This is a genomic window from Pseudomonas sp. ADAK18, assembly GCF_012935695.1.
In the GTDB taxonomy this organism is placed as follows: domain Bacteria; phylum Pseudomonadota; class Gammaproteobacteria; order Pseudomonadales; family Pseudomonadaceae; genus Aquipseudomonas.
In genome coordinates this window covers 5954431-5977711 of the sequence record NZ_CP052859.1, presented here as the reverse complement: position 1 = coordinate 5977711, position 23281 = coordinate 5954431, and the positions used below count along the sequence as shown (strand labels likewise).

20 protein-coding genes are annotated in these 23281 nt (G+C 59.6%); 12 read left to right on the top strand and 8 right to left on the bottom strand.

Annotation, left to right across the window (positions count from 1 at the left end; genetic code table 11):
* The first annotated feature begins 7 nt into the window (after positions 1 to 7).
* The 6 genes from HKK55_RS27075 to HKK55_RS27050 all read left to right on the top strand — a co-directional run bounded on the left by HKK55_RS27075 (position 8) and on the right by HKK55_RS27050 (position 5856).
* Positions 8 to 802 carry a hypothetical protein gene (locus HKK55_RS27075; protein ID WP_169357399.1) on the top strand — a complete coding sequence of 265 codons (795 nt, stop codon included), beginning with the start codon at positions 8 to 10 and terminating at the stop codon, positions 800 to 802.
* 162 nt (positions 803 to 964) lie between these two features.
* Complete coding sequence (locus HKK55_RS27070; protein ID WP_169357398.1) at positions 965 to 2122, top strand: ATP-binding protein; 1158 nt, start codon at positions 965 to 967, stop codon at positions 2120 to 2122.
* Positions 2123 to 2131: 9 nt separating this feature from the next.
* A complete protein-coding gene (locus HKK55_RS27065) occupies positions 2132 to 2257 on the top strand; it encodes a DUF3077 domain-containing protein (RefSeq protein WP_169357397.1) in 126 nt (41 codons plus the stop codon).
* Between the two features lie 276 nt (positions 2258 to 2533).
* Positions 2534 to 3901 (top strand): CHASE2 domain-containing protein, encoded by a 1368-nt coding sequence (locus tag HKK55_RS27060; protein WP_169357396.1) that lies wholly within the window; start codon positions 2534 to 2536, stop codon positions 3899 to 3901.
* The gene (locus HKK55_RS27055) at positions 3898 to 4263 is read left to right on the top strand and encodes a hypothetical protein (RefSeq protein ID WP_169357395.1); all 366 of its coding nucleotides are present in this window, start codon (positions 3898 to 3900) and stop codon (positions 4261 to 4263) included. Before HKK55_RS27060 ends, HKK55_RS27055 begins: the two co-directional genes overlap by 4 nt.
* Before the next feature lie 15 nt (positions 4264 to 4278).
* On the top strand, positions 4279 to 5856 hold the full coding sequence (locus HKK55_RS27050) for a M48 family metallopeptidase (protein ID WP_169357394.1): 1578 nt from the start codon (positions 4279 to 4281) through the stop codon (positions 5854 to 5856).
* Between the two features lie 3 nt (positions 5857 to 5859).
* Here the strand turns inward: HKK55_RS27050 and HKK55_RS27045 are convergent, their stop codons facing one another.
* Together HKK55_RS27045 and HKK55_RS27040 are read right to left on the bottom strand one after the other, a co-directional pair.
* On the bottom strand, positions 5860 to 6570 hold the full coding sequence (locus HKK55_RS27045; RefSeq protein WP_169357393.1) for an SDR family NAD(P)-dependent oxidoreductase: 711 nt from the start codon (positions 6568 to 6570) through the stop codon (positions 5860 to 5862).
* Between the two features lie 27 nt (positions 6571 to 6597).
* Positions 6598 to 6807 carry a 4-oxalocrotonate tautomerase family protein gene (locus HKK55_RS27040; protein WP_169357392.1) on the bottom strand — a complete coding sequence of 70 codons (210 nt, stop codon included), beginning with the start codon at positions 6805 to 6807 and terminating at the stop codon, positions 6598 to 6600.
* Positions 6808 to 7020: 213 nt separating this feature from the next.
* Here HKK55_RS27040 and HKK55_RS27035 point away from each other — a divergent pair, with 213 nt between their 5' ends.
* On the top strand, positions 7021 to 9156 hold the full coding sequence (locus HKK55_RS27035; RefSeq protein ID WP_169357391.1) for a M48 family metallopeptidase: 2136 nt from the start codon (positions 7021 to 7023) through the stop codon (positions 9154 to 9156).
* 102 nt (positions 9157 to 9258) lie between these two features.
* On the opposite strand, the gene HKK55_RS27030 is transcribed toward HKK55_RS27035, so the two are convergent.
* The gene (locus HKK55_RS27030; RefSeq protein ID WP_169357390.1) at positions 9259 to 10545 is read right to left on the bottom strand and encodes an OprD family porin; all 1287 of its coding nucleotides are present in this window, start codon (positions 10543 to 10545) and stop codon (positions 9259 to 9261) included.
* 280 nt (positions 10546 to 10825) lie between these two features.
* Positions 10826 to 11533 carry a DsbA family protein gene (locus tag HKK55_RS27025; protein ID WP_169357389.1) on the bottom strand — a complete coding sequence of 236 codons (708 nt, stop codon included), beginning with the start codon at positions 11531 to 11533 and terminating at the stop codon, positions 10826 to 10828.
* A 231-nt stretch (positions 11534 to 11764) separates the two neighbouring features.
* On the opposite strand from HKK55_RS27025, the gene HKK55_RS27020 reads away from it, so the two are divergent.
* Positions 11765 to 13837, top strand: a complete 2073-nt coding sequence (locus tag HKK55_RS27020; protein WP_169357388.1) for a TonB-dependent siderophore receptor — start codon at positions 11765 to 11767, stop codon at positions 13835 to 13837.
* Positions 13838 to 13970: 133 nt separating this feature from the next.
* Here HKK55_RS27020 and HKK55_RS27015 read toward each other — a convergent pair whose 3' ends face one another.
* The 4 genes from HKK55_RS27015 to HKK55_RS27000 all read right to left on the bottom strand — a co-directional run bounded on the left by HKK55_RS27015 (position 13971) and on the right by HKK55_RS27000 (position 19653).
* Positions 13971 to 14183, bottom strand: a complete 213-nt coding sequence (locus HKK55_RS27015; RefSeq protein ID WP_169357387.1) for a hypothetical protein — start codon at positions 14181 to 14183, stop codon at positions 13971 to 13973.
* 242 nt (positions 14184 to 14425) lie between these two features.
* A complete protein-coding gene (gene aguA / locus HKK55_RS27010) occupies positions 14426 to 15532 on the bottom strand; it encodes an agmatine deiminase (protein ID WP_169357386.1) in 1107 nt (368 codons plus the stop codon).
* 5 nt (positions 15533 to 15537) lie between these two features.
* Positions 15538 to 16416 (bottom strand): N-carbamoylputrescine amidase, encoded by an 879-nt coding sequence (gene aguB, locus HKK55_RS27005; protein WP_169357385.1) that lies wholly within the window; start codon positions 16414 to 16416, stop codon positions 15538 to 15540.
* A 327-nt stretch (positions 16417 to 16743) separates the two neighbouring features.
* Positions 16744 to 19653, bottom strand: a complete 2910-nt coding sequence (locus HKK55_RS27000) for an aminotransferase (protein ID WP_169357384.1) — start codon at positions 19651 to 19653, stop codon at positions 16744 to 16746.
* A gap of 245 nt (positions 19654 to 19898) precedes the next feature.
* Here HKK55_RS27000 and rfbB point away from each other — a divergent pair, with 245 nt between their 5' ends.
* From rfbB to rfbD, 4 genes are read left to right on the top strand one after another with little or no spacing between them, the layout of a single operon-like run.
* Positions 19899 to 20981: a dTDP-glucose 4,6-dehydratase gene (gene rfbB, locus HKK55_RS26995; protein ID WP_169357383.1), complete on the top strand. Its 1083-nt coding sequence runs from the start codon at positions 19899 to 19901 to the stop codon at positions 20979 to 20981.
* Positions 20978 to 21850, top strand: coding sequence for a glucose-1-phosphate thymidylyltransferase RfbA (rfbA, locus tag HKK55_RS26990; protein ID WP_169357382.1), 873 nt, complete (start codon positions 20978 to 20980; stop codon positions 21848 to 21850). The genes rfbB and rfbA overlap by 4 nt, the downstream gene beginning before the upstream one ends.
* The gene (gene rfbC / locus HKK55_RS26985) at positions 21847 to 22392 is read left to right on the top strand and encodes a dTDP-4-dehydrorhamnose 3,5-epimerase (protein WP_169357381.1); all 546 of its coding nucleotides are present in this window, start codon (positions 21847 to 21849) and stop codon (positions 22390 to 22392) included. The genes rfbA and rfbC overlap by 4 nt, the downstream gene beginning before the upstream one ends.
* The gene (gene rfbD, locus HKK55_RS26980; protein ID WP_169357380.1) at positions 22389 to 23270 is read left to right on the top strand and encodes a dTDP-4-dehydrorhamnose reductase; all 882 of its coding nucleotides are present in this window, start codon (positions 22389 to 22391) and stop codon (positions 23268 to 23270) included. The genes rfbC and rfbD overlap by 4 nt, the downstream gene beginning before the upstream one ends.
* Positions 23271 to 23281 lie beyond the last annotated feature (11 nt).

Here is a 23281-nt window from a genome sequence, read left to right as displayed (position 1 = left end):
AAACACCATGATCCACAGTGACAACCCACACTCGCCGTTGCGGCGTAAACGCGCCCGCCTGGCTCTGCTGGTTAGCGCCTTTACGATCGCCGGATCCAGCCTGCCGATGGTGGTCATGGCGGCAGACGGCGATGGCTGGACGTTCAACGGCGGGCCTTATGTGTGGGGTGCCGGGATCCGTGGGCACGTGGGCCACCGTAGCACCGGGACCCAGTTTATAAAGTCCGACTTCTCGGACATCGCGCGTACGGTCGATATGTCGGTGATGCTGATGGGCGAGGCTCGGCGGGGGCCGTACAGCGTGCTCACTGACCTGATGTATATCGACACCGACACCCGCAACCGTCTGCCAGCGGGCGCCCCCGCATCCAAGCTCGAGGTGGAAAGCAAGACGGCTTCCGGATTCCTGGGGGGCGGGTACACCGTGTTGGGTGATGACAATCATCGGTTGGACATCGCTGGCGGAGTGCGTGTCTGGTACAGCAGCACCACCATCAGCCTGCATGGTGGGCCCGCTGGCGGCCTGTCCGGCTCCGACCAGGCTACCTGGGCGGACGCCATGGCGGGGCTGCGTGGGCACTATGCCGTGAATGACCGACTCTGGTTGTCAGCCTGGGGGATGGCAGGCGCGGGGCAGTCCCGGGAAGACTGGGATCTGGCCGCGCTGGCGGGCTGGGAGTTCTTGCCCGGTTTCTCGGCGGTGGCCGGTTACCGGGCCATGGGGGTGAATTATCGCCATGATGGTTTTGTCTACGACATTGTCCAGAAGGGACCACTGTTGGGTATTAGTGGGCGATTCTGAGGCGCTCATCGTAAAGCGCCCACACAGTTCAATGGGCTGTCATTCCTTATTGTAAACAGGATGGAAAGCACCGATTCATGTACCAAAAGCTCATATTCCAAGCTTTATGCTAAATTATGGATTGCCAATAATTATGGCGTACCCATAAAAAGAGGTAATTGCATGAGCAGCATATTCCAGCGCCCTGAACTGGCTGAAGAGATGGCGAACCAGCTTCTCAATCCGGGCGTGCTCGATGAGGGACTGCGCTCAGGTCTGTTTCTGTCTGGCCTGCGCAGGACAGGTAAAACGACATTCCTGAGAAATGACCTCATTCCGGCTCTGGAAGAAGCCGGTGCTCTGGTCATTTACGTCGACCTCTGGAGCGATACGCTGGCCAACCCGGCGACGCTGGTGCATAACGCGATACGCAAAACCTTAAAAGAGCTCCAAACACCGGGCTCTCCCCTGCTTGAAATGCTCAAGCGGGTTAGCAGTGCAGATGTAGGGGCCGCGGGATTCAAATTCGGCTTCAAACTCGACAGCATTGGCAATACCGGCGGCCCAACGTTGGCGCAGGCACTGACAGAGGTCGTCGATCAAGCGAAGACCAATTTGGTTCTGATCATTGATGAAGTGCAGCACGCTATTTCCTCCGACGACGGCAATCAGTTGCTGTTGGCACTCAAAGCCGCTCGTGATGCAATCAACCCGCGCCCGAATACACCGGGCTATTTCCTGTTCATTGGAACCGGATCTCACAGGGCGCAAGTGAGCGAGCTGACAGCAAAACGCAACCAAGCGTTTTCAGGTGCTACCTCCGCCGCCTACCCAGTACTGAAAGGTGATTACGTTGGGTACCTACTCAACCGACTTGCAATGACAGTAAAGAAGGAAAAGTTACCGTCCCGCGAAGTCGCCATCGAGGCGTTCAACACCTTGGGTAATCGACCGGAGGAAATGCTCAAGGCGCTGCGCCAGCTCATGCAGCAAGAAGGCGATCCCGACGTTTTCCTTCCGGTTATTGCCAGCACATTACGCTCGGCAGCGGCGAGTATTGCGCTTGAAAAAGTAGAGCTATTAGGCAGCCTGGCTCAGGCTATCTTCAACAAAATCGCGTCCACGGAGGGAGATGCCCGAGGAATTTTCTCCACCGATGCTGCGGCAGAATATTCAAAAACTGTGGGCCGAGAAGTACGTGTTGAAGAAATTCAGCCTGTGGTGATTGCGCTGGTTGCAGAGAACATCATCATGCGACGCGGGCATGGGATTTATGCGATTACCGATCAGTTTGTTCAGGAAATTTGGCTGGAAGAGCGGGCGTTGATTGAGGCTAGTTAGGCACTCAACTTGAGAATCCGCTATGACGTAAACCGCTCCTCCTATGCCTCACATTGCCTGCCAGAGATGAGCAAAGCGGTGATCGACGATGTGGTGAAGGTGCTGACTATGGCATCTGCGAATAGCTTTCCTTGAGGTCGCGTATGGCTTCGCCTTGCGCGACTGTCCCCTGCATCAGTAGCAAAGTTGATAGCACTTAGCCATATTTCTAATTGACACCCCTTCCCCGGTCCTTTAAAACCCACGCTCCTTATTTATGGCTGTTGGCTTAGGGGTCGATGGATTCGTGGGTGCTGTGTTTATCCAGTAGCCCAGCGTTTTCGTTGAAGACCATCGCGGGCAAGTCGAATCGTCGCACCGCCGCTCCCACAGAAAAGCCGCTAAAGCCTGTTTTCCTTTATTGAGACATGGATGTCTAAGAAGCCCCCTCTTTTCACCCGCCGCCGCTGTTGCCTCGCCCTTCTGATCGGGCTGCTGGCAATCCTCGACCCCTTCGGCCTGGCCAGTTCCAGCGACAAGGCGTCCGCCGAGTGGTTTAACCGCATGCTTTCCAGCAGCTACCCGAGCACCGGCCAGCAGCAGGTGGCGGTGGTGTTGATCGATGACGCCTATCTGATGCGCAACAACACTTCGTGGCCAATGCCCTACGGCGAGCAGAGCAAGTTGTTCAAGCGTTTGCTGGCCTACAAACCCAAGGCGGTGTTTGTGGATTTGTTGTACAGCCACGATCACTCCCAGGGTGATCCGGCCCGGGGCAGTCAGTTGTTGGCGAATGTGTTTGAGCGGTATCAGCGGCAGGGTATTCCGTTGTTCCTGGCCAATACCGGTATGGCGCGGGGGGTGGATGGGCAGGCCAATACCCTGGCGCCGTTTGCCGGGGTCAGTCGGCCGGCGGTGGTGGTTTGGGATGGGGTGGAGGATGCCTATCCGCTGGCGTTCAAGGCGCCGTTGGGAGTGATGGAGACGCCGGCCATGGCGCTTTATCGCGAGTACTGCAAGACGCAGGCGTGTGGATCATTGCCTGCGGATGCGCAGGCCGCCGTGGCGTCGCCGCCGATTGCAGTGCAGTGGGGGCTCAAGTTGGCGCCGGAGCAGGCGCGCATCAAGGACCTCAGTGATTGCGCCTCGCCGTCACATTTTCTACCGGACTGGCTGATGCAGTTGGGCCAGGCGGTGTTCTGGAGGTTTGACGACTCGTCCCAGTCGCGCTGTGCCTATAGCTTGAAGCTGTCGGCCACGGATCTGGAGGTCAGCTCGCCCGAGAATCAGGCTTTGATTGCGGAGTTGCTGCGCGATCGCCTGGTGTTGGTCGGGGCGAATATCACCTCCACTGGTGATCTGGTGCAGTCTCCGGTTCATGGGCAGATTCCCGGGGTTTATCTGCATGCGATGGCCCTGGATAACCTGATCACCTGGGGCATGGGCTATGACCGCGAGCCGGGCAGCCTGGCTCTGGTCAATATCAGTTGGCTGGATGGGTTGACGCTTGGGCTGCTGGTGTTGATTGCAGTGTTCAAGGCGTTGCACGCCCGGCAGTTGGCCAAGCAACCCGCGTGGACGCGCTGGCCATCCTGGGAGCGTCGCCTTTTTTCTTCAGCGTATCCCTCGTGGCTACTGACCCTGCTCGTGCTGGGGGCGGTGTGCTGGATACTGCGATACAACCACTACACCGCCGTCAACGTACTGGGCATTACGTTGCTCTCATTGCTGCTGCTCAGCGATCGGTTCGACGCCTTTTTCAACCAGCCTTCTCGTCTTACTCAAGGAACTCAAGGATGAACAAAACCCTTATCGTGCTGCTCGTCGCCTTCTTCAGCCAGGCCGCGTGGGCAGACACTCACAGCATCAAGGCGTTCCTCGCCGACCCGGTGGCGGTGCTGGACGAGCGAGGCAAGCAGCAACGCGATCTGCCGCGCAAAGACGCGCCAACTCAGCCGGTACCGGTGTTGCAGTACAACAAGGCCCTGGACCTGGTGCAGGTGGAACTGGCGGGGCAGAAGGTCTGGCTGGACACCATGGACGTGCGTATCGAGCCGCCGCTGAACATCACGGAGTTGCCGTGCGACAAGCTGACCAAGAGCCAGACCAAGGACAGTCACAACAACTCCACCATCGGTTTTGGTGCGGGCTGTAATCAATAAAAAAGGAGCGTCGTGGTGAAGGGATATCGATTGGCGGCCAGCCTTCTGGTCTGTGCGGTGCTCAGCGGGTGCGCCACCTTGAAGGGTGCCGATCAGGCGTTCATGAATCTGGTGGGGCCGTCGACTCAGTCTCGGGTCAAGGGCCATTACGTCGACAACACCGACGTGCGCCAATACTACAAGCTCGACCCGCAACGCCAGAGCCAGCAACGCTTGAGCTATGACGGCCACGCCGTACCCGCCGCCGAGGCGCGCCAGCAGAACCTGGTGGATATCCCGATGTTGCAGGTGTACTTGCAGGGCATCGTCACGCGCTTGTCCAAGGGCTGGCCGGGTGAGTTGCCCACGTTGCAGGTGAAGATCACCGACAGCCGCAGCTTCGGGCCGTCGGCGGATCCATACGGCACTATCTTCGTGCCGCTGGGCATGATGGATAACGTCGGCAGCGAAGACGAGATCGCCGCGATGCTCGGCCACGAGATGAGCCATGTGTTGCTGCATCACCATGACCGCATGGCTGCCTTCCAGCAGCAGAAAGAAATGTTCACCACGGTGGCTTCCACGGTGGCGCTGGCAACGATGGCCGCCGACACCGGTGTGGACCGCAGTTCCGGCACCATGAAGCTGTTCAGCAAGGACCCGGCGGGCACCCAGAAAACCATCGGCAACACGGTGTTGTACACCGCCTTGGCCAACACCTTTTCCGATCAGGTGTGGAGCACCGCTTGGGGCCGGACGCAGGAGGACCAGGCCGACTTGCTGGGCACCGACCTGATGATCCGCGCCGGTTATGCGCCGCGTGCAGCCACTCACAGCCTGGAGCGGCTCAGTGACTTTCAGGGTAAGCAGAAGCCGTTACTCACCGGTTTTCTCACCGCTCGCAAAAACGCCATGCAGGACTCGTTGCAGCAGTTCAATCTCAACCGTTTTACCAAGGAGCTGGACGTACTGGTCAAGGACGGCCTGACCACCAGCATTGCCGCCACCACCCAGTATTTCAACCGCTCGCATATGTCGACCCTGGACCGTGACGAGGAGCTGCGCGAGTACCTGCAACGGGAATACCGTCAGGAGCGCCGCGCCCGGGTCAACACTCAAAGCTGGCCGAAGGTGCGCGACACGCCTCAGGTGGCCAAGGCTATTCAGGGTTACAAGGATGCGTACTTCGCCACCGATGCCTTGGAGAAGAAGAAGGTGCCCGAGGCTGACGCGTTTCTGCGTCGCGCCCTGAGCTCTCCGGTCAAGGATCAACCGGGCATTCGCAGCGTCGCCTATACCGTGCGTCTGGCCCAGGGTAAAAGCGCGGAGGCGTTGAAGGAGTTGCAGTCGATCAAGGACTGGTCCTTGGCCGGGCCCGCGACCTACGACTTGATGATCAGTTATCACCTCAAACGCGGTGATGGCGAGGCCGCGCTGGCGATGATCGACAAGGCCGAGCGCCACCTGGGTTCGGAAGAACTGTTCATCACCGACAAGTTGCTGGCCAACCAGCAAATGAAAAATGCGCAGCAGGTGCAAACCGTGCTGCGCAAGTGCGAGCAATACCCCACGCGCAAGGCAAACTGCCAAAAGCTCGCACCGGTAAAAGCCTGAGGCTTAGTGCCCCGCGCTTTGGCCGCCGTCCACATGGAGAATTTCGCCGGTGACAAAGCCGGCGGACTCCAGGTACACAATCGCCTGGGCGATATCACTGACTTCGCCCATGTGCCCAACCGGGTGTAACTGTCCCAGCGCCGCATGAGTTTCTTCGCCATGCATCGGCGTCTTGATAATCCCGGGGCTGACCGCATTCACCCGAATCCCGCGCTTGGCGTATTCAATCGCCAGGGATTTGGTTGCGGCGTTCAGCCCGCCCTTGGTCAACGACGCCAGCACCGACGGCACACCCTCAATGGCGTGGTCCACCAGGCTGGTGGTGATGTTGACGATGTGGCCGGCGCCCACCTTTTCCATCTCGGTAATCGCCCGCTGGGTGATGTAGAAAAACCCGTTCAAATTCACCGCCAGCACGTTGACGTAGTCCTCGTGGGTATAGGCAGTGAACGGCTTGGCCAGGAAGATCCCGGCGTTGTTGACCAGGCTGTCGATGCGCCCAAAACGGGCCACACCTTCGCGGATCACACGCTCGGCGGTGGCTGGGTCGGCGATATCACCGGCGACGGTGAGGATGTCCGGGTCAGTGGACAGTTTGATCGAACGGGAGGTGGCGACCACCCGGTAATCCAGCTCACGGTAGGCCCGCACCAGCGCCGCGCCGATACCTTGGGATGCGCCGGTAATCACGACGACTTTGTTTGAGTGGCTCATGATGAATCCTCTGCTGAAAGGGTGAGGTCAGTCTTGGGCGATCTGTTTGCGGTATTCGGTGGTGGTGATGCCGGCGTAGCCCCAGTTATCGGTGTCGACTTCTTCGATCACGATGTGGGTCAGGTCCGGGCGTTTGTTGAGGACCCGCTCCAGGGTTTCGGTGAACTCGGCGATCACCTGGGCTTTCTGCTCCGGGGTAACGCCGTCGCGGGTAATGCGCAGGCTGACAAAGGGCATGACAAGGCTCCAGTGACCTGGCCATCGGCATGATGGGCAGGCAGTGGGGTCAATGTATGAGGTTGCCAGGGAGGGATAAATGGGGTTTCAAGTACATCATTAGTGACGTGATGTAATAAGTTTGGTGGGCTACAGGTCTTCACTTCTGTCTGTATCCCGGCCCCAGGGTTTTAGGTATAAACGGCGTAATCCCTGCGTCGAGAATGGACTTCGATGAACGCCCTCAAGTTGATCCTCCTGCTGATCGTCTTTCCATTGCTGCTGGCCGCCACCGGTGGCTGGGAGTGGCAGCGTGCCGTCGACAGGGCGCTCAAACTCAGCGAGTTCGAGGCCAACCTGGAAATAGCCAGGCCACAGTTGCGGGCGTTAGTGGCGCAAAACCCGATGACCCCGATCACGGTCAATGGCGAAAAGCTCAGTGCGCAGTTGGTGTTGTCGCGCATGGACAAGGCCGCCGATGAGACCGGCACCGCGCACCGCGTCAACAGCGCCTTGCAGCTCCTCGCCAAGTGGGTGATCGGTATGGGTTTGCTGGCAGCCTTGATTGGCGCGGCGGCACTGGGCGCAACCCACTGGGCCGGTGCGCAGGCGCGCAAATCCCGGCAAGCGTTGTTGCAGGTTTTTTCCCTGGGCAGCCGCTTGCTGCCCTACGTGCTGGTCGGCCAGGCGATCGCCCTGGCTGCGACGGTTGCCCTGTTGCTGGCCTACGAAGGCCTGGGGTTTTGGCACATCGGTCGGCTGTCCAATGGCGAGGTCAAGATCATGGCGGTGGCCGGGGTGATCGCGGCCTTTTGCCTGTACTCGATGTGGTTACTGCTGCGGCAGTTGCGCTGGATGCTGACGATGTTCGAGCCGACGCCAATCTCGATGTTTGGCCAAGTGGTGACGCCACAACAGGCGCCTGGTCTGTGGCGCCATGTGAACGAACTGGCGAACACACTCGGTGCATTGCCACCGGACCATATCGTGGTGAGCCTGACAGAAGGCTTTTACGTGACCTCCAGCGACGCCACCGTCCTGCCAGCCGAAACCGCCTTGCGCGGCCGAACCTTGCATCTGCCGCTGCTGTATCTGGGGGTGTTGAGCCGGGAGGAAATCGTCGCGGTGATTGGCCATGAGCTGGCGCATTTTGTGGGCGAAGACACCGAGTACAGCCTGCGTTTTCTGCCGATCTACGACGGGGTCAACCGCAGCCTCGGCGCGCTGGCCCAAGCCATGCTGGCCAGCGATGCGATTCAGGGCCGGCTGATGAGGCCTTCCTTCCTGTTCGGCGTGTTTTTCATGGAGCGCTTCCATCATACGGTCAGCCACTGGAGCCGCCAACGCGAGCTGCTCGCCGATGCCACGGGTAGCCGGTTGGCGGGCAACGCGGCGGCCGCTTCGGCGCTGGTGCGAGTGTCGGCGATTAATCCACAGGTGGATCGTTTGTTGCGGGCGCACCTTGATGCAACCCACGCTGCCATCGACGACCTGCCGGCAGCGGTACTCAATGAACTGCAACGGTGCGAACTGGAACTGCCACCTGAAGCGCTGGAGATTCACCTGCCACATCCTACCGACTCGCATCCGTCCAACGGCGAGCGGATACGAGCGCTGTACGTGGCGCCGGAAGATGCAGTACGCAGTGGCACCCGGCCGGTGGACGCCTTGGCCGCTGGTGTGGCATTGGATGCGTATTTCTCCGCCCCCCTGGCGCTGCGTCAGCAACTGTCCCGTGACCTGAAGGCTGAGGTGGCGTGGCAGGAGGAAGCACACTCTCAAGTCCTTGAGTCCTTGGCGGAGTCGGTCAAAGGCGAACAGTCCTTGCATGAAGGTGGGCGCCGACGTGCGATCGTTACGGGCGTACTGGCGTTGCCGTTTATTGTGCTGGGGCTGTGGATGATGACTCGTCCCTGGTTGGCCCCGGAAAAAGTGAAGGGCACGCCGTTATCCACACTGGGTGCAGGTGCGGCCATCGCAGGTTTCGCGTTGATCTTTCTGTGGCTCGCCATCCGGCGATTCAAGCGTGCGCCGCAGACCGCGCTGCGCCTAACGCCGGAGCATTTTGTGTTTGCCAACCTGGCGCAACCGTTGCCCATCGAGCACATCGCCAGTGTCGGGCTGCAAGCCATCAATGGCCTGTGGGTGATCGTGCAATTGACACCGGAGGCGCCTTTGCCCGCACTGCGTAAAAGCGCGTTCGGTGTGCCCGGCGCCAGGCTCAACAAGAAGAAGCATCAGGTGTTGTTGTTCATGGCGCAGTTCTGCATCGACAACAAGCGCCTCACGTCACACGCGACGCTGGAGCTGATCTACGACTACCTGAACGCGGCCCATGCCCGAAACGCTTTGCAGGCGCGCCACGAATAGCCTGTCGGCGTTTTGTAGCACCCATAAAAAACGCCCCGGAACCAAAGGCCACGGGGCGTTTTTTTCAACCTGATATCAGGCCGAAGCGTAATGCTCGATCAATTAGAAAACGTTGATCGGGTAGTCCGCGAACAGACGGATTTCGTTACCGCCAACGTTGTAGTTGCTGGCGTTGTTGGAGACGCGCAACCAAGACGCACGGGCACGCAGGCTCAGGTCTTTGGCCGGGCCGCTCTGTACCACGTATTTGAACTGGTTGAAGATCTCACGCTCGGTGCCATCGCCGCGGCCGCTGCCGTCGTCAATGTTGGTGCCGCGCACGTAAGCGATGTTGTACGTCAGGCCAGGTACACCGAAGGCGCCGAAGTCCAGGCCGTAACCTGCCTGCCAGGAGCGCTCGTCCTTGCCGTTGAAGTCAGACCAGTAGGAGTTGGCCAACAGGATGGTGTTACCACCGTCACCAACACCGCCAGCGTTGCGGTAGCCACCGTACAGGTAACCGGTGTCACCGGTACTGCGCTGGTGGGCCAGGGTCAGGCTGTGTGGACCGAAGGCCCATGTGGCGGCCAGGCTCCAGATCTTGTTGTCACGGGCGTCGGCATCACCTTGGTTTTCCAGGGCGAAGCTGCGGTCCAGTTTGGTTTTGTAGCCGTTGAAGTCAAAGGTCAACGATTGTTTCTCTGGCAGGGCCAGTACGTAGTTGACGTTGACGTATTGCTTCTTCAGCACGTCCTGCATGTTGGAGGCGTAGAGCGCAGCCGACAGGCTTTCGGTGAATTTGTAGCTACCACCAATGTAGTCGATGCTTTTCAGGCCGCCGCTGTCAGAACCTTCGGCGCTCTTGCGCGCTTCCTTGGTGAAGTGACCAGCGTCCAGTTGCAGGCCGGCGATCTCTTTGGAAACGATCGAGGTACCGGTGTAGGTTTCCGACAACAGACGGGAGTTGTCGTACTGCAGGACCGGCACGGCTGGCATCTGCTCACCGTACTTGAGCACGGTGTTGGAGAGGCGGAACTTGACGGCTGCGCCGCCCTTGGCCAAGTCGCTGGCTGCTTCGCCGCTGTCGCCTTGCTTGAAGAAGTCGATACCGCCAGCGCCGCTTTTACCTTTACCGCCATCCAGACGAATAGCGTATTGGCCGATCACGTCCACACCTACACCGACAGTGCCTTGGGTGAAGCCGGATTCGAATTTACCGATGAAGCCCTGGCCCCATTCGGCTTTGTCTTGCTTGCCATTTTTGTAGTCGCGGCTGATGTAAGCATTACGCGCCGCGATGTTCAGGTGACTGTCTTCAACAAAACCCTTGGAGTCTGCTTGATCGTCAGCCATTGCCTGAGTTGCGCTCAAAATCCCCAGAGCGATCAGACCCATCCGTTTATTCAACATTTTCTTATTCCTTATTACTGGTTGAGTACGCGCTGTAACACCAGGCTCCTACAAACTTTCTGGTGGTGGCTTCCCCCGGAAAAAGAAAAGCCCGCGGACGACTGAACATGCCGCGGGCCTTTTTTTATGGAGAGTCATGGCGGTCAGCCACAGGCGTTGGGGCGAATCCTAGCCGCGCCTTTGACAGTGTGTCAATTTCGTGAATCGTCTGTATTTAGGCTAAAAAAGTCTAAAGGGTATTAAGTGGCCATCACCCTGTAGGAGTTTTCTCCTACTGCACTCACGGAATCGCCGGACCTGCACAGCCGTTCACATCGCAGGACAGAGGGCTCGACGCACCACTCCTGGCCGAACCAGCGACCGTTTGACCCAGCCATGCGGCAAACGCTTCAGGCTTGCCGAGCCAAGGGCTGATGTCCAGCAGAGTGAGGTGGCCGTCCTGCTCAAGGGCCAAAGTGGGAAAGCCCTGGCCGCCGACTTTGGCCAACCATTGGCGGCTGTCCTTTATGTGAGCGTCAGTCTGTGGGCCGAAGTTTTGTGTGAAGGCTGTTTCGAACGCCTGGGGTTCAAAGCCGATGGATTCGGCCAGTGCCCACAGCACGTCCTGATCCGCGATCCGCTGGCCTTCGACGTAGTGAGCGGTTTGTAAACGCCCCAGCAATTCCAGGCCGCGACCCTCCAGTTGTTCTGCTGCCAAGACGGCAGCGGTGGGCGGAGCCGAGTCGAAAACAGCAGTGTGGTCGCGCAGCAAGCCTTCAAAATAAGCCTCGCCAAAAGGCTGGCCGGTGTACTCGGCAATGCGTCGGTCGTGGGGTATTACATAGTCGCGCAGTTGCGGCGACACCGCCTGGCGATTGTTGCCGGTCATCATGCCGCCGCCATGCAATTGGACCGGTAATACCTGTTGCGCAGCGTGCAGCAGCGGCTTGGCGCCGTAGCACCAGCCGCACAGTGGGTCGTAGATGTAATGCAGTGTGACGGCCGACATGAATAACTCCAGATGAAAACGCGATAGATGCAGATTATTCCCACACAAGCCTCGGGGAAAAACGCTGGATTGGCTTTCAGACTGTTTCGCGAATAGGTCGAATACCCCTGAAAAACACATGACGTAACATTTCATCAGCACACATTTGTAGGAATGGATAACGCACGCAAATAGCAAGCATTATCATTAGCGCCACTTATCCTCCTTCAAACCCTTCGGATGTACTCCCTGATGCCTGCCCTTCGCCTGACGCCCATCACCCTTGGGCTTTCTGTTCTGCTGTCCGCCGGATTTGCCAGCGCGGCGACCACATTGCCCGAAACCTCCATCAGCGCCGAAGCCGATGAAGACGATCCACGCGTCAAGGACACCACCACCGCCACCCGCACCGCGACGCCCGTGCGCTATGTGCCTCAAGCGATCGACTCGGTGAAAACCGAAAACCTCAGTTCCTACGGTACCAATGACCTTGGCCAGGCCTTGAGCGGCATTCCCAACGTCAGCAGCGGCGCCGACACGCGCTTCGACAGCCTGCGTATCCGCGGCTTCGACGCCAGCAACGACTTCTATCTGGACGGCGTGCGCGACGACAGCCAGTACGTGCGCGACCTGCATAACATCGAACGCATCGAAGTGCTCAAAGGCCCGGCAGCCGTGCTGTACGGGCGCGGCGGCCAAGGCGGTATCGTCAATCGCGTGAGCAAACTGCCTCAGGCCGGCCACGCTTCCAGCATCGAAGCCCAAGGCGGCAGCAATGATTTGCGCAGCCTGTACGCCGACCTCAGCACCGATCCCACCGATAACATCAGCCTGCGCCTGAACATGGGCAACCAGGACAACAACAGCTTTCGCGATGGCGTCAGCGGTAACCGCCAACTGTTCGCACCGTCCATGAGCTGGCAGCTGACCCCGGACCTGAACTGGTTGGTGCAGTACGAATACAGTCGCTACAACCGCACACCGGACCGCGGCATTCCCGGGATCAACGGCCGGCCTGGAGATGTCGGGCGCGACACTACCTATGGCGACAAGCGCGACTATATCGACGACAAGTCCCAGTCCCTGCGCTCCAAACTCGCCTACGAGCTCAATGACAACTGGCAACTGCGCCACACCCTCAGCGTGTTCAAGCTCGACAGCGATTTCGACAACACCTACGTGGTCAGCTTCGATCCCAAGACCAACAAGGTCGGGCGCCAACGCTGGCAGCAGGACCTGACCACCCGCAACCTCTTCAACAACGTCGAGCTGGAAGGCAGCTTCAGCACCTTTGGCCTGGAACACCGTCTGTTGACCGGCGTGGAGCTGGGCGACCAGCGCCGCGACCCAAAACTCTATCGCGCGCCGCTCAATGCCGTGCCGAGCCTGGATGCGTACAACCCCGACCGGAATTTGCGCCACACCGGTCGCCTGCCCGCGTTCAGCAACAGCCACACCGAAGCGAAAAGCCAGGGCCTGTATGTGCAGGACCAACTGCGCCTCAATGACCAGTGGCAACTGCTCGCCGGTTTGCGTTATGACCGCTTCGACGTGGAGTCCACCAACAAGCTGATCAACGCGTCGGAGCAAGTGGTCAGCCACAGCACCAGCCCACGGGTGGGCGTGGTCTGGACCCCACTGGAACATCACTCGTTCTACGCCTCCTGGAGCAAGACCTTTTCCCCTACCGGCGGCGGCTTGATCGGCATCACCCCCAACGCCAGCGGCAACGCCAATGACCTGAGCCCCGAGCTGACCCGGCAGAAAGAAATCGGCGTAAAAAGCGACTGGCTTGATGACCGTTTCAGCACCACCCTGGCGGTGTACGAACTGGAACTCTACAACCGTCGCACCCGCGATCCGCTGGACCCGACCATCACCCTGCTCAGCGGTGAGCAACGTTCTCGCGGTGTAGAACTGACCGCCACCGGGAAAATCGTTGGCAACTGGTACATGCGCGGTGGCATTGGCCTGCAGGACGCCAAGGTCGTAAAAGACAACAACGGTTTTGAAGGCAAACGCATCAATGATGTGGCCAAGCGCAACGCCAGCCTGTTCGTCACCTGGAAACCGGAAATGGGCTGGTACGCAGAAACCGGGCTGACCCTGGTAGGCGATCGTTATGCCGATAACGCCAATACCGTGGTGCTACCCGGTTATGGCCGCTGGGACGCGCTGGCCGGGTTCCGGCAGAAGGAATGGGATGTACGGGCAGCGCTGAACAATATCAACGACAAGACGTACTACGCGTCGGCAACCAGTGCTGCACAGATTCAAGTAGGCGAGCCGCGTAGTTTGGTGGTGACGGGGACTTATAGTTTCTAACACCCTCTGAACAACGAAGATCCAATGTGGGAGCGGGCTTGCTCGCGAATGCGGTGTATCAGCCACTGCATCTGGTGACTGACACACCGCATTCGCGAGCAAGCCCGCTCCCACACAAGCCAGCTCCCACTCTTTAGCGTTGGATTAGCTCACACAACACCTGTAACTCATCCTCACTGAGCAATCCCGCCGGGTAACGCTCACTCATCACCTGCCGCGGATCAGGCGTCCTGATCTGCCGCGAACCGTTGCTCTTCAGCCAGAGTGCCAGCGCATGAATCGCGTCGCCGTTCACCATCATGGGGTGCGACGTACGCTTGTAGATCATGTTGATATCGGCGTTCATTTCAGCGCTCTCTCCTGCTGCGTGAGCGGCTAACTTACTCAAGGTTTATGACAGAACATCGCCGCTCTGCGCCTTGCCAACCGTTACAGCGCTGATACAAGAGCTGTGCCAATGTCCCGGGTTATAGGCGTGCGGACACAAAAAAGCCCAAGACCCTTGCGGGCCATGGGCTTGTTGCGAGCGCTAAAACTGAATGACTCTCGATAGCCGTTTAATCCAGCCTACGGCTGTTACAACTGCACTCAGTTTTTGTGCGGTGCCGGCTGTTGTTGGGTCAGGCAATGAATATTGCCGCCCCCCAGTAACAGCTCACGGCCAGGCACCATCACCACTTCGTGCTGCGGGAACAGGCCCTGGAGGATTTCCTTGGCACGGCTGTCCAGCGGGTCGTCGAAACTCGGCGCAATGATGCCGCCGTTGACGATCAGGAAGTTGACGTAGGAACCGGCCAACCGCACGGTCGGGTTGCGCTCCTGGGTGCCGTCCACCGGATCGACACCGGCACACTCTTCCTCGGTGGCGTACAGCGGCCCCGGGATCGGCATTTTATGCACTGTGAACGAGCGGCCCTGGGCGTCGGTGCTGCTTTGCAGGACGTCCATGGCAGCGTGGCAACGAGCGTAGTTCGGGTCTTGCGGATCGTCGGTCCAGGCCAGCAACACAACACCGGGGCGCACGTAGCAGCAGAAGTTATCCACATGACCATCAGTTTCGTCGTTGAACAGACCGTCCGGCAGCCAGATGATCTTATCCACAGCCAGATTGGCGCTGAGCACGGCTTCAATCTCGCCGCGATTCAGGTGCGGGTTGCGATTGCGGTTAAGCAGGCATTCTTCGGTGGTGATCAGGGTGCCTTCGCCATCGACGTGAATCGAGCCGCCTTCCAGTACAAAACCCTCTGTGCGATAACGCGGGCTGCGCTCGATCTCAAGGATCTTGCCGCCCACCTGGGCATCACGGTTCCACGGTGAATACAGGCCACCGTCAAAACCGCCCCAGGCGTTGAAGTCCCAGTTCACACCACGGACTTCACCGCTGTTATTGATCACGAAGGTCGGCCCGGTGTCACGTACCCACGCATCGTCGCTGGACATCTCGACCAAGCGAATATTCGGCATGTCCAGACGCGCCCGCGCGTTTTCGTACTGCCCCGCCGAAACCGCCACCGTCACCGGTTCAAAACGCGCGATGGCCTTGGCCACCGCTACGTGAGCAGCCTGCGCCGGCTTGCCACCCAGGCGCCAGTTGTCCGGACGCTCGGGCCAGACCATCCAGGCCTGGGTCTGTGGCGCCCACTCGGCCGGCATGTAGAAACCGTCGGCGCGAGGCGTGCTGTGCAAGGTGGTCATGGCGATCAGGACTCCAGGGAACCGTCGAGGGTCTTCAGCGCGCCGTACAGGTTCGGGCGGCGGTCACGGAACGAACCCCAGGCGCTGCGGATGTGCTCCAGTTCGTCGAGGTCGAAGCTGTGGACCAGGATGCCTTCTTCGGTTTCGTTGAGTTCTGCCACCTTCTCTCCGAACTGGTTGGCGATGAACGAGGAGCCATAGAAGTCGATGTCGTAGCCGTCCTGCTCTTCGTTACCGATACGGTTGCTGGCGATCAGCGGCATCAGGTTGGCGCCCGCATGGCCTTGTTGCACGCGTTGCCAGTGGTCACGGGACGAGATGGTCTTGTCGTGTGGCTCGCTGCCGATGGCGGTCGGGTAGAACAGGATTTCTGCGCCTTGCAACGCCATGCTGCGGGCGCATTCCGGGAACCACTGGTCCCAGCAGATGCCTACGCCGATTTTCGCGTAGCGGGTGTTCCACACCTTGAAGCCGGTGTCGCCCGGGTTGAAGTAGTACTTTTCGTGGTAGCCAGGACCGTCCGGGATGTGGCTTTTACGATAAGTCCCGAGGTTGGAGCCGTCGGCATCGATGATCGCGATGCTGTTGAAACGTGCACGGCCCGCCAGCTCAAAGAAGCTGATCGGCAGAACCACCTGCAGCTCCTTGGCGATTTTCTGGAAGTGCTTGATGGCGACGTTGTCTTCAACCGGCGTGGCCAGTTGCAGGTAATCCGGGTTTGGCTTCTGGCAGAAGTACGGGCTCTCGAACAGTTCCTGGATCAGAATGATCTGCGCGCCTTTGGCGGCGGCCTCCCGGACCAGCTTTTCGGCGGTCTCGATGTTGGCTTCGAGGTCCCAGGAACAGGCCATCTGGGTAGCGGCGACGGTAACGATACGGCTCATGAATCATCTCCTGGGCGGTGGTCAGCGGTCAGGATAGCCGTGACCGATGACAGAAAAGGGAATGCTGGACTCAGTGTATCGCGTCCGGAACGTGGGCGACTTTATAACGGATAAAAATCGGCTTTAGAAGTACATTTCTATCCATTCGTCTATAAACAATCAAAAAACACCGATAACAATCGAGTTTAAATCTGAAACACCATCCCCCTGTGGGAGCGGGCTTGCTCGCGAAGGCGGTCTTTCAGTTGACGCATCCGTAGGCTGATACACCGCCTTCGCGAGCAAGCCCGCTTCCACACTGGCGGTCTTTCAATTCCAGGATTGGGGTTAGAGCTCCTCCTCCAACACCTTCGACAGCATGTCGACAAAGAAATCCACACTCAGCCTGGAGGTGACCATCGGCGGCTTGATCTTGAGGATGTTCAGGTAATCGCCGGTCGGCTGCATGAAAATCCCCAGCTCCCGTAGGCGATCACACAACAATGTGGTTTCTTCAGTCGCGGGCTCCAGGGTTTCGTGGTTACGGATCAGCTCCAACCCCAGGTAAAACCCGGAACCGTGCACCGCACCCACCAGTGGATGACGTTCGACCAGCGCCTCCAGTCGCGCCTTGAAATGCCCGCCTACCACCTGGGCGTTTTCCCAGAGTTTTTCTTCCTCCATGACATCCAGCACCGCCATGCCAATCCGGCAACTGACCGGGCTGCCACCTGATGAGGAGAAGAAGTAACCCTCGGCCTCCAGTGCCTCGGCGATCTCCCGGCGGGTGATCACCGCACCCAACGGCTGGCCGTTACCCATGCCCTTGGCCATGGTGATGATGTCCGGCACCACTCCTTGCTCTTCAAAACCCCAGAAGAAGTGGCCCATACGCCCGTAACCGACTTGCACCTCATCGGCGATACACACTCCGCCTTGCGCCCGAACCAGGCCATACACCTGCTGCAAATAGCCCCGCGGCAGGGAAATTCCGCCGGCATTGCCATACACCGGCTCGCAGATGAAGCCCGCCAGCGGGCGGTTCTGCGCGGCAATTTTTGCCAGGTTGTGCTCGACGCTGCGCACGTAGTCCGGTGTGCTGTCCGGGCCACGGAACTCACCGCGATAGGTATTGGGCGCCGTCACCGGATGCACCCAGTCCGGGCGGCTGCTCAAGGCCTGGGGGTTGTCGGCAATCGAGGTGGAGACTGCATCGGCGGCCACCGACCAGCCGTGATACGCCTCCAGCACACTGAGCATGTCGCGCCCGCCGCTGTAGGCCCAGGCCAGGCGGATCGCCAAATCATTGGCCTCGGTGCCGCTGTTGACCAGGAAAACCCGATCCATGGAGCTCGGCGCCAGCGCCAGAAGCCGCTCGGAAAACTCGGCAATCGCCGCATAGTGGAAACGCGAGTTGGTGTTGAGCAACGACCATTGCCGCGCTGCCACCGCCGCCATGCGTGGATGGCCATGGCCAAGCACCGCGACGTTGTTGAGCATGTCCAGGTAGGAACGGCCCTGCATGTCGATCAGGTGATTGCGCCAGCCGCGTTCGATACGCGGCGGGTCGATGTAATAGTGTTTCTGCGAACGGGCGAAGCTGGCGTCGCGCCGGGCCAGCAAGGCTTTGGGGTCCAACTCGGGCTCCGCATCGCAGGCCAACCCCAACAACGCCGCCGGCGACGGACACAGCGCCTGCCACGCCAACGCCCGGGACGGCGTGCAGAACAATGGCGGCGTTACATCAGTGCGACACAGTTGCACCGTCAGTGCGCCACCGGCCTCGCCCAGTACCTGACCTTTGAGCACGGCAGCACCCGGCTGCAACACACCTTTCACGCCCCACAACCGCACACTCAACTGAGCACTGTGCAGGCTTAACGCACCGTCGGCCTCGGTACGCAACGTACCGGCGAAAGGCGCTTCAACCGTAGTGCCTTGAGGCACCCGCAGTTCCACATGCAAGGGGAACGTCTCGGGCTCTTCAAAACTGTCCGCACGGGTACGCGACAAGCGATATTGCCCATACCGACTGGCCGCCAGCCCATGGGCCGCTGCCGCGTCCTGTAACAACTGCTGATCGATACCGGCCTGCTCCCAGTTGCCCGCTTCGAAATGCGGGCTCAATACTCCCAGGTCGATCAATGCAAACTCGCGCCCCACCAAGCCCGGCAATAGAGGCGCAAAGCCATCGCTCGCGATAGCTGGCAAACTGCCACCGACGCAGGCCTGGATCGCGGCTTCCATCAACTCAAAGGGAACGGAGGTCGCGACGTGGAAAATTTCCCACTCATGCTCGGCGTTTTTCAGCAGGTACGGGCTGGCAGGATCCAGGCGCTGCTGCTGTTCGCTGCTGAGCACTAGCACCACCGCCCGGGCGACAATCAACGGCCACAGCACCTGCAACTCCTCCGGTTGCAGCGGATTGACGGCGTGATAGGCCTGGATCGCCGGCAAGATCGCAAATGGGTCACCTTCGGCATGGTGCAGCAGCGCGGCGCACGTCACCGACAAGTCGGCAATCCGCCAGGTGTGTACCAGGTCACCGAAGTCGATCACGCCCCGGATCTGCCAGTGGCGCTGCTCGTCACGCTGCCAGACCACGTTGTCGTCGGTGATGTCCATGTGCACCGCCTGTCGGGGCAGGCGCTCGGACAAGGGCCGTACCCGCTGCTCGGCCTGCGTCGCCATCTGCTCGATCAATGCCCGATGCGGCAGGTTTTCGAGGGTCGACAATAAGTAGTGGATCAACTCGTTAGCGTGGCGCGGGTCCCATTGCAGAGTGCGTTCAAGGCCCGGATGGGTGAAGTTGGCCAGCGCCAGATTCATTTGCCCGCAGAGCCGCCCAAAACCCGCGAGCACCTCACGCCCCAGATGCGGCAAGTGGGTCAGCGGCTGGCCGTCGATATAGTCCAGCAACCGCAGGTGCACGGTTTGCCCGTCGACCGTCACCGTCAGCAGTTCTTCACCGTTGAGGGCGCGCATCACCTTGGGCACCCGCACACCCGGCTGCCCTTGCAGGTGTTTGAGGGCAGCGTGCTGGGCCTGAAGTTCGACCGCAGCGTAGTCGCCTCGGCAGATCTTCAGGACAAACCGGCCGCGGTCACTGTCCACCCGATAATTGAGGTCTTGCTGGCTCCCCAAAGACTGCAACGCCCCAGTGAGGTCGTAATGCTGCTCAAGCAACTGCAACGCCGGCGTTGGCCCGATTTTTGGGCAGGGCAGACTGGCGCGGTGAATCAACGTGGTGAGCAACATGTAACGACCCCTTGGTGTTTTTATCAGGCGCTTATATCGCCACTGCGCCAAAGGTTACGCAACCCCTGTCGCCCCTGTTAACCACCCACAATCGTGTGCTGAAACCACTTTCACCATGACCATCGCCAAAAGGCACGCGCTCTTTCCTCACCGCTATCTGACCACCGCCCCTTGCACCGCACCCCGCAAGCCCGCAAGCTATGCACCATTCGCTCAATGTCCGTCTAAGGAAAAGGCCTCTCGACATGCGTATTATTGTCACTGGTGGTGCAGGTTTTATTGGCTCCGCGCTGATCCGTCATCTGATTCAAAACACTGAACATGAAGTTCTCAACCTCGACAAGCTGACCTATGCCGGCAACCTGGAGTCGCTGGCCAGCATCGCGACCAACAGCCGCTATGAGTTCGTCCAGGCCGATATCATCGACCAGGCGACAGTCAGTGCAGTCCTGGCACGCTTCGAGCCCCAGGCGATCATGCACCTGGCGGCAGAATCCCATGTCGACCGCTCGATTGACGGTCCATCGGACTTCATCCAGACCAACATCGTGGGCACCTACAGCCTGCTGGAGGCCACCCGTGCCTACTGGCAGAAACTGGAAGAACCGGCGAAAAGCGCGTTCCGTTTCCACCACATCTCCACAGATGAGGTGTACGGCGACCTGCACGGCGTTGACGACCTGTTCACCGAAACCACGCCCTACGCGCCAAGCTCTCCGTACTCTGCCAGCAAGGCGGCGTCCGACCACCTGGTCCGCGCCTGGCAACGCACCTACGGCCTGCCGGTGCTGCTGACCAACTGCTCGAACAACTACGGGCCGTTCCACTTCCCAGAGAAGCTGATTCCCCTGGTGATCCTCAACGCCCTGGCGGGCAAACCGCTGCCGGTCTACGGTGATGGCCTGCAAGTGCGTGACTGGCTGTTCGTCGAAGACCACGCTCGGGCGCTGCTGAAAGTCGTGACCGAAGGTGTAGTGGGCGAGACCTACAACATCGGCGGCCACAACGAGCAGAAGAACATCGACGTGGTCCGCGGGATCTGCGGCCTGCTGGAAGAGCTGGCACCAAAACGCCCGGCGGGCGTTGCGCAATTCACCGACCTGATCACCTTCGTCAAGGACCGCCCAGGCCACGATCAGCGCTATGCGATCGACGCCAGCAAGATCGAGCGCGAGCTGGGCTGGGTGCCTGAAGAAACCTTTGAGACCGGCCTGCGCAAAACCGTGCAGTGGTACCTCGATAACCTGGAATGGTGCCGCAGGGTCCAGGACGGCAGTTATCAAGGTGAACGACTAGGCAACACCGACGCTAAGGATCTGATTGCATGAAGGGAATTGTATTGGCCGGTGGCTCCGGTACCCGTTTACACCCCATTACCCTGGGTGTCTCCAAGCAGCTGTTGCCTGTCTATGACAAACCGATGATCTACTACCCGATCTCGGTGCTGATGCTAGCGGGTATTAAGGATATTCTGCTGATCTCCACCCCAGTGGACTTGCCGCAGTATCGCAACCTGCTGGGCGACGGCAGCCAGTTTGGTGTGCGCTTCACCTACGCCGAACAACCGTCTCCGGATGGCCTGGCCCAAGCGTTCCTGATTGGTGAAGAGTTTATCGGCGACGATCCCGTTTGCCTGATCCTGGGGGACAATATCTTCCATGGCCAACATTTCGGCGAGCAACTGCGCAGTGCGGCCAAACGTCCATCCGGTGCCACGGTATTTGGCTATTGGGTCAAGGATCCGGAACGTTTCGGCGTGATCGATTTCGATAACGAAGGTCGCGCGCTGTCTATCGAAGAAAAACCGTCCAAGCCCAAGTCGAGCTATGCGGTCACTGGGCTGTACTTCTATGACAATGATGTCATCAAGATCGCCAAGGCGGTCCAGCCCTCACCCCGCGGCGAGCTGGAAATTACCGACGTCAACAACGCCTACCTCAAGCGCGGCGACTTGCACGTCGAACGCTTTGGCCGTGGTTTTGCCTGGCTTGATACCGGCACTCATGACAGCCTGCTGGAAGCCTCGCAATACGTGCAGACCATCGAACACCGCCAGGGTCTGAAAGTAGCTTGCCTGGAAGAGATCGCCTACGAGAACGGCTGGATCGAGCGTGACCATTTGCTGGAACGTGCTAAGTATTTTGGCAAAACCGGCTATGGCCAGTATCTGTTCACTGTCGCCGGGGAAGCTCAATGAATGTAACCGCGACTACGTTGCCCGATGTTTTGATCATCGAACCCAAGGTTTTTGGTGACGAACGCGGTTTCTTTTACGAGAGTTTCAATGCCCGCGCCTTCGCGCAAGCGACCGGGTTGCAATTGCAATTTGTACAAGACAACCATTCACGCTCACAAAAAGGCGTGCTGCGCGGCCTGCACTACCAGTTGGAGAATCCCCAGGGAAAACTGGTGCGCGTAACGGCTGGCGAAGTTCTGGACGTAGCGGTGGATATCCGCCGCACTTCCCCGACCTTCGGCCAATGGGCCAGCATCCGGCTGTCTGCCGAGAACAATCGGCAGCTGTGGATTCCACCCGGTTTCGCCCATGGGTTTGTCGTACTCAGCGACTACGCTGAGTTTCTCTACAAGACCACGGACTATTACACCCCATCGGCCGAGCGCTGTATTCGCTGGGACGATCCGACCCTGGCCATCGATTGGCAACTGAGTGGCCAGCCCACCCTGTCCGCCAAGGACCAAAACGGTAAAAGCCTGCAAGAGGCCGATGTATTCCCATGACTGCCTCTCTGAAAATTCTCATCAGCGGCCAACACGGCCAAGTCTCCCAGGAGCTGCAACAGCGCCTCCAGGGCTTGGGCGAATTGGTGGTATTGGGCCGCGACCAGCTTGACCTGGCACACCCCGAGCAAATCCGCCAACAAGTACGCAGCCACCGTCCCGGGCTGATCATCAACGCGGCGGCCCATACTGCCGTGGATCAAGCCGAAAGCGAGCCAGACCTGGCATTCGCGATCAACGCCACCGCCCCGGGCATCTTCGCCGAAGAGGCCAAGGCCCTCGGTATACCACTGATTCACTACTCCACCGACTACGTGTTCGACGGCAGCAAGTCCGCGCCCTACACCGAAGACGACGCGCCCAACCCCCTCGGCGTCTATGGCAAGAGCAAACTGGCTGGCGAACAGGCCATCGCGGCCGTGGACGGTGAACACCTGATCCTGCGTACCAGCTGGGTTTACTCGACCCACGGCAAGAATTTCCTGCTGACCATGCAGCGCCTGCTGCAAGAAAAGCCGCAGATGCGCATCGTCGCCGACCAGATCGGTGCGCCGACCTGGGCTGGAACCATTGCCAACAGCACTCGCGCCCTGATTGAGCGCTGGCAGGCGGGACAGGCCGGGGATTGGGGCACCTATCACCTGACCGCGCAGGGAGAGACCTCCTGGTTTGGCTTTGCCCAGGCCATTGGCGAGCAATTACAGGCCGAAGGCAAGGCCTGCGCCGAGCTGGAAGCCATTCCCTCCAGCGCGTACCCGACACCGGCCAAACGGCCCTTGAACTCGCGCCTGGACTGCAGCCGTCTGCAACAGCACTGGCAGGTCTCCCAGCCCCAGTGGCACGACGCATTGCGCGAGTGTCTTGCGAAGCAGCACTAGGCATAATGCGC

Bases quoted from the DNA above. Each gene is read 5' to 3' on its own strand.
- HKK55_RS27075 (WP_169357399.1), top strand. From the start codon at position 8: ATGATCCACAGTGACAACCCACACTCGCCGTTGCGGCGTAAACGCGCC.
- HKK55_RS27070 (WP_169357398.1), top strand. From the start codon at position 965: ATGAGCAGCATATTCCAGCGCCCTGAACTGGCTGAAGAGATGGCGAAC.
- HKK55_RS27060 (WP_169357396.1), top strand. From the start codon at position 2,534: ATGTCTAAGAAGCCCCCTCTTTTCACCCGCCGCCGCTGTTGCCTCGCC.
- HKK55_RS27055 (WP_169357395.1), top strand. From the start codon at position 3,898: ATGAACAAAACCCTTATCGTGCTGCTCGTCGCCTTCTTCAGCCAGGCC.
- HKK55_RS27045 (WP_169357393.1), bottom strand. From the start codon at position 6,570: ATGAGCCACTCAAACAAAGTCGTCGTGATTACCGGCGCATCCCAAGGT.
- HKK55_RS27040 (WP_169357392.1), bottom strand. From the start codon at position 6,807: ATGCCCTTTGTCAGCCTGCGCATTACCCGCGACGGCGTTACCCCGGAG.
- HKK55_RS27035 (WP_169357391.1), top strand. From the start codon at position 7,021: ATGAACGCCCTCAAGTTGATCCTCCTGCTGATCGTCTTTCCATTGCTG.
- HKK55_RS27030 (WP_169357390.1), bottom strand. From the start codon at position 10,545: ATGTTGAATAAACGGATGGGTCTGATCGCTCTGGGGATTTTGAGCGCA.
- HKK55_RS27025 (WP_169357389.1), bottom strand. From the start codon at position 11,533: ATGTCGGCCGTCACACTGCATTACATCTACGACCCACTGTGCGGCTGG.
- HKK55_RS27020 (WP_169357388.1), top strand. From the start codon at position 11,765: ATGCCTGCCCTTCGCCTGACGCCCATCACCCTTGGGCTTTCTGTTCTG.
- HKK55_RS27015 (WP_169357387.1), bottom strand. From the start codon at position 14,183: ATGAACGCCGATATCAACATGATCTACAAGCGTACGTCGCACCCCATG.
- aguA (WP_169357386.1), bottom strand. From the start codon at position 15,532: ATGACCACCTTGCACAGCACGCCTCGCGCCGACGGTTTCTACATGCCG.
- aguB (WP_169357385.1), bottom strand. From the start codon at position 16,416: ATGAGCCGTATCGTTACCGTCGCCGCTACCCAGATGGCCTGTTCCTGG.
- HKK55_RS27000 (WP_169357384.1), bottom strand. From the start codon at position 19,653: ATGTTGCTCACCACGTTGATTCACCGCGCCAGTCTGCCCTGCCCAAAA.
- rfbB (WP_169357383.1), top strand. From the start codon at position 19,899: ATGCGTATTATTGTCACTGGTGGTGCAGGTTTTATTGGCTCCGCGCTG.
- rfbA (WP_169357382.1), top strand. From the start codon at position 20,978: ATGAAGGGAATTGTATTGGCCGGTGGCTCCGGTACCCGTTTACACCCC.
- rfbC (WP_169357381.1), top strand. From the start codon at position 21,847: ATGAATGTAACCGCGACTACGTTGCCCGATGTTTTGATCATCGAACCC.
- rfbD (WP_169357380.1), top strand. From the start codon at position 22,389: ATGACTGCCTCTCTGAAAATTCTCATCAGCGGCCAACACGGCCAAGTC.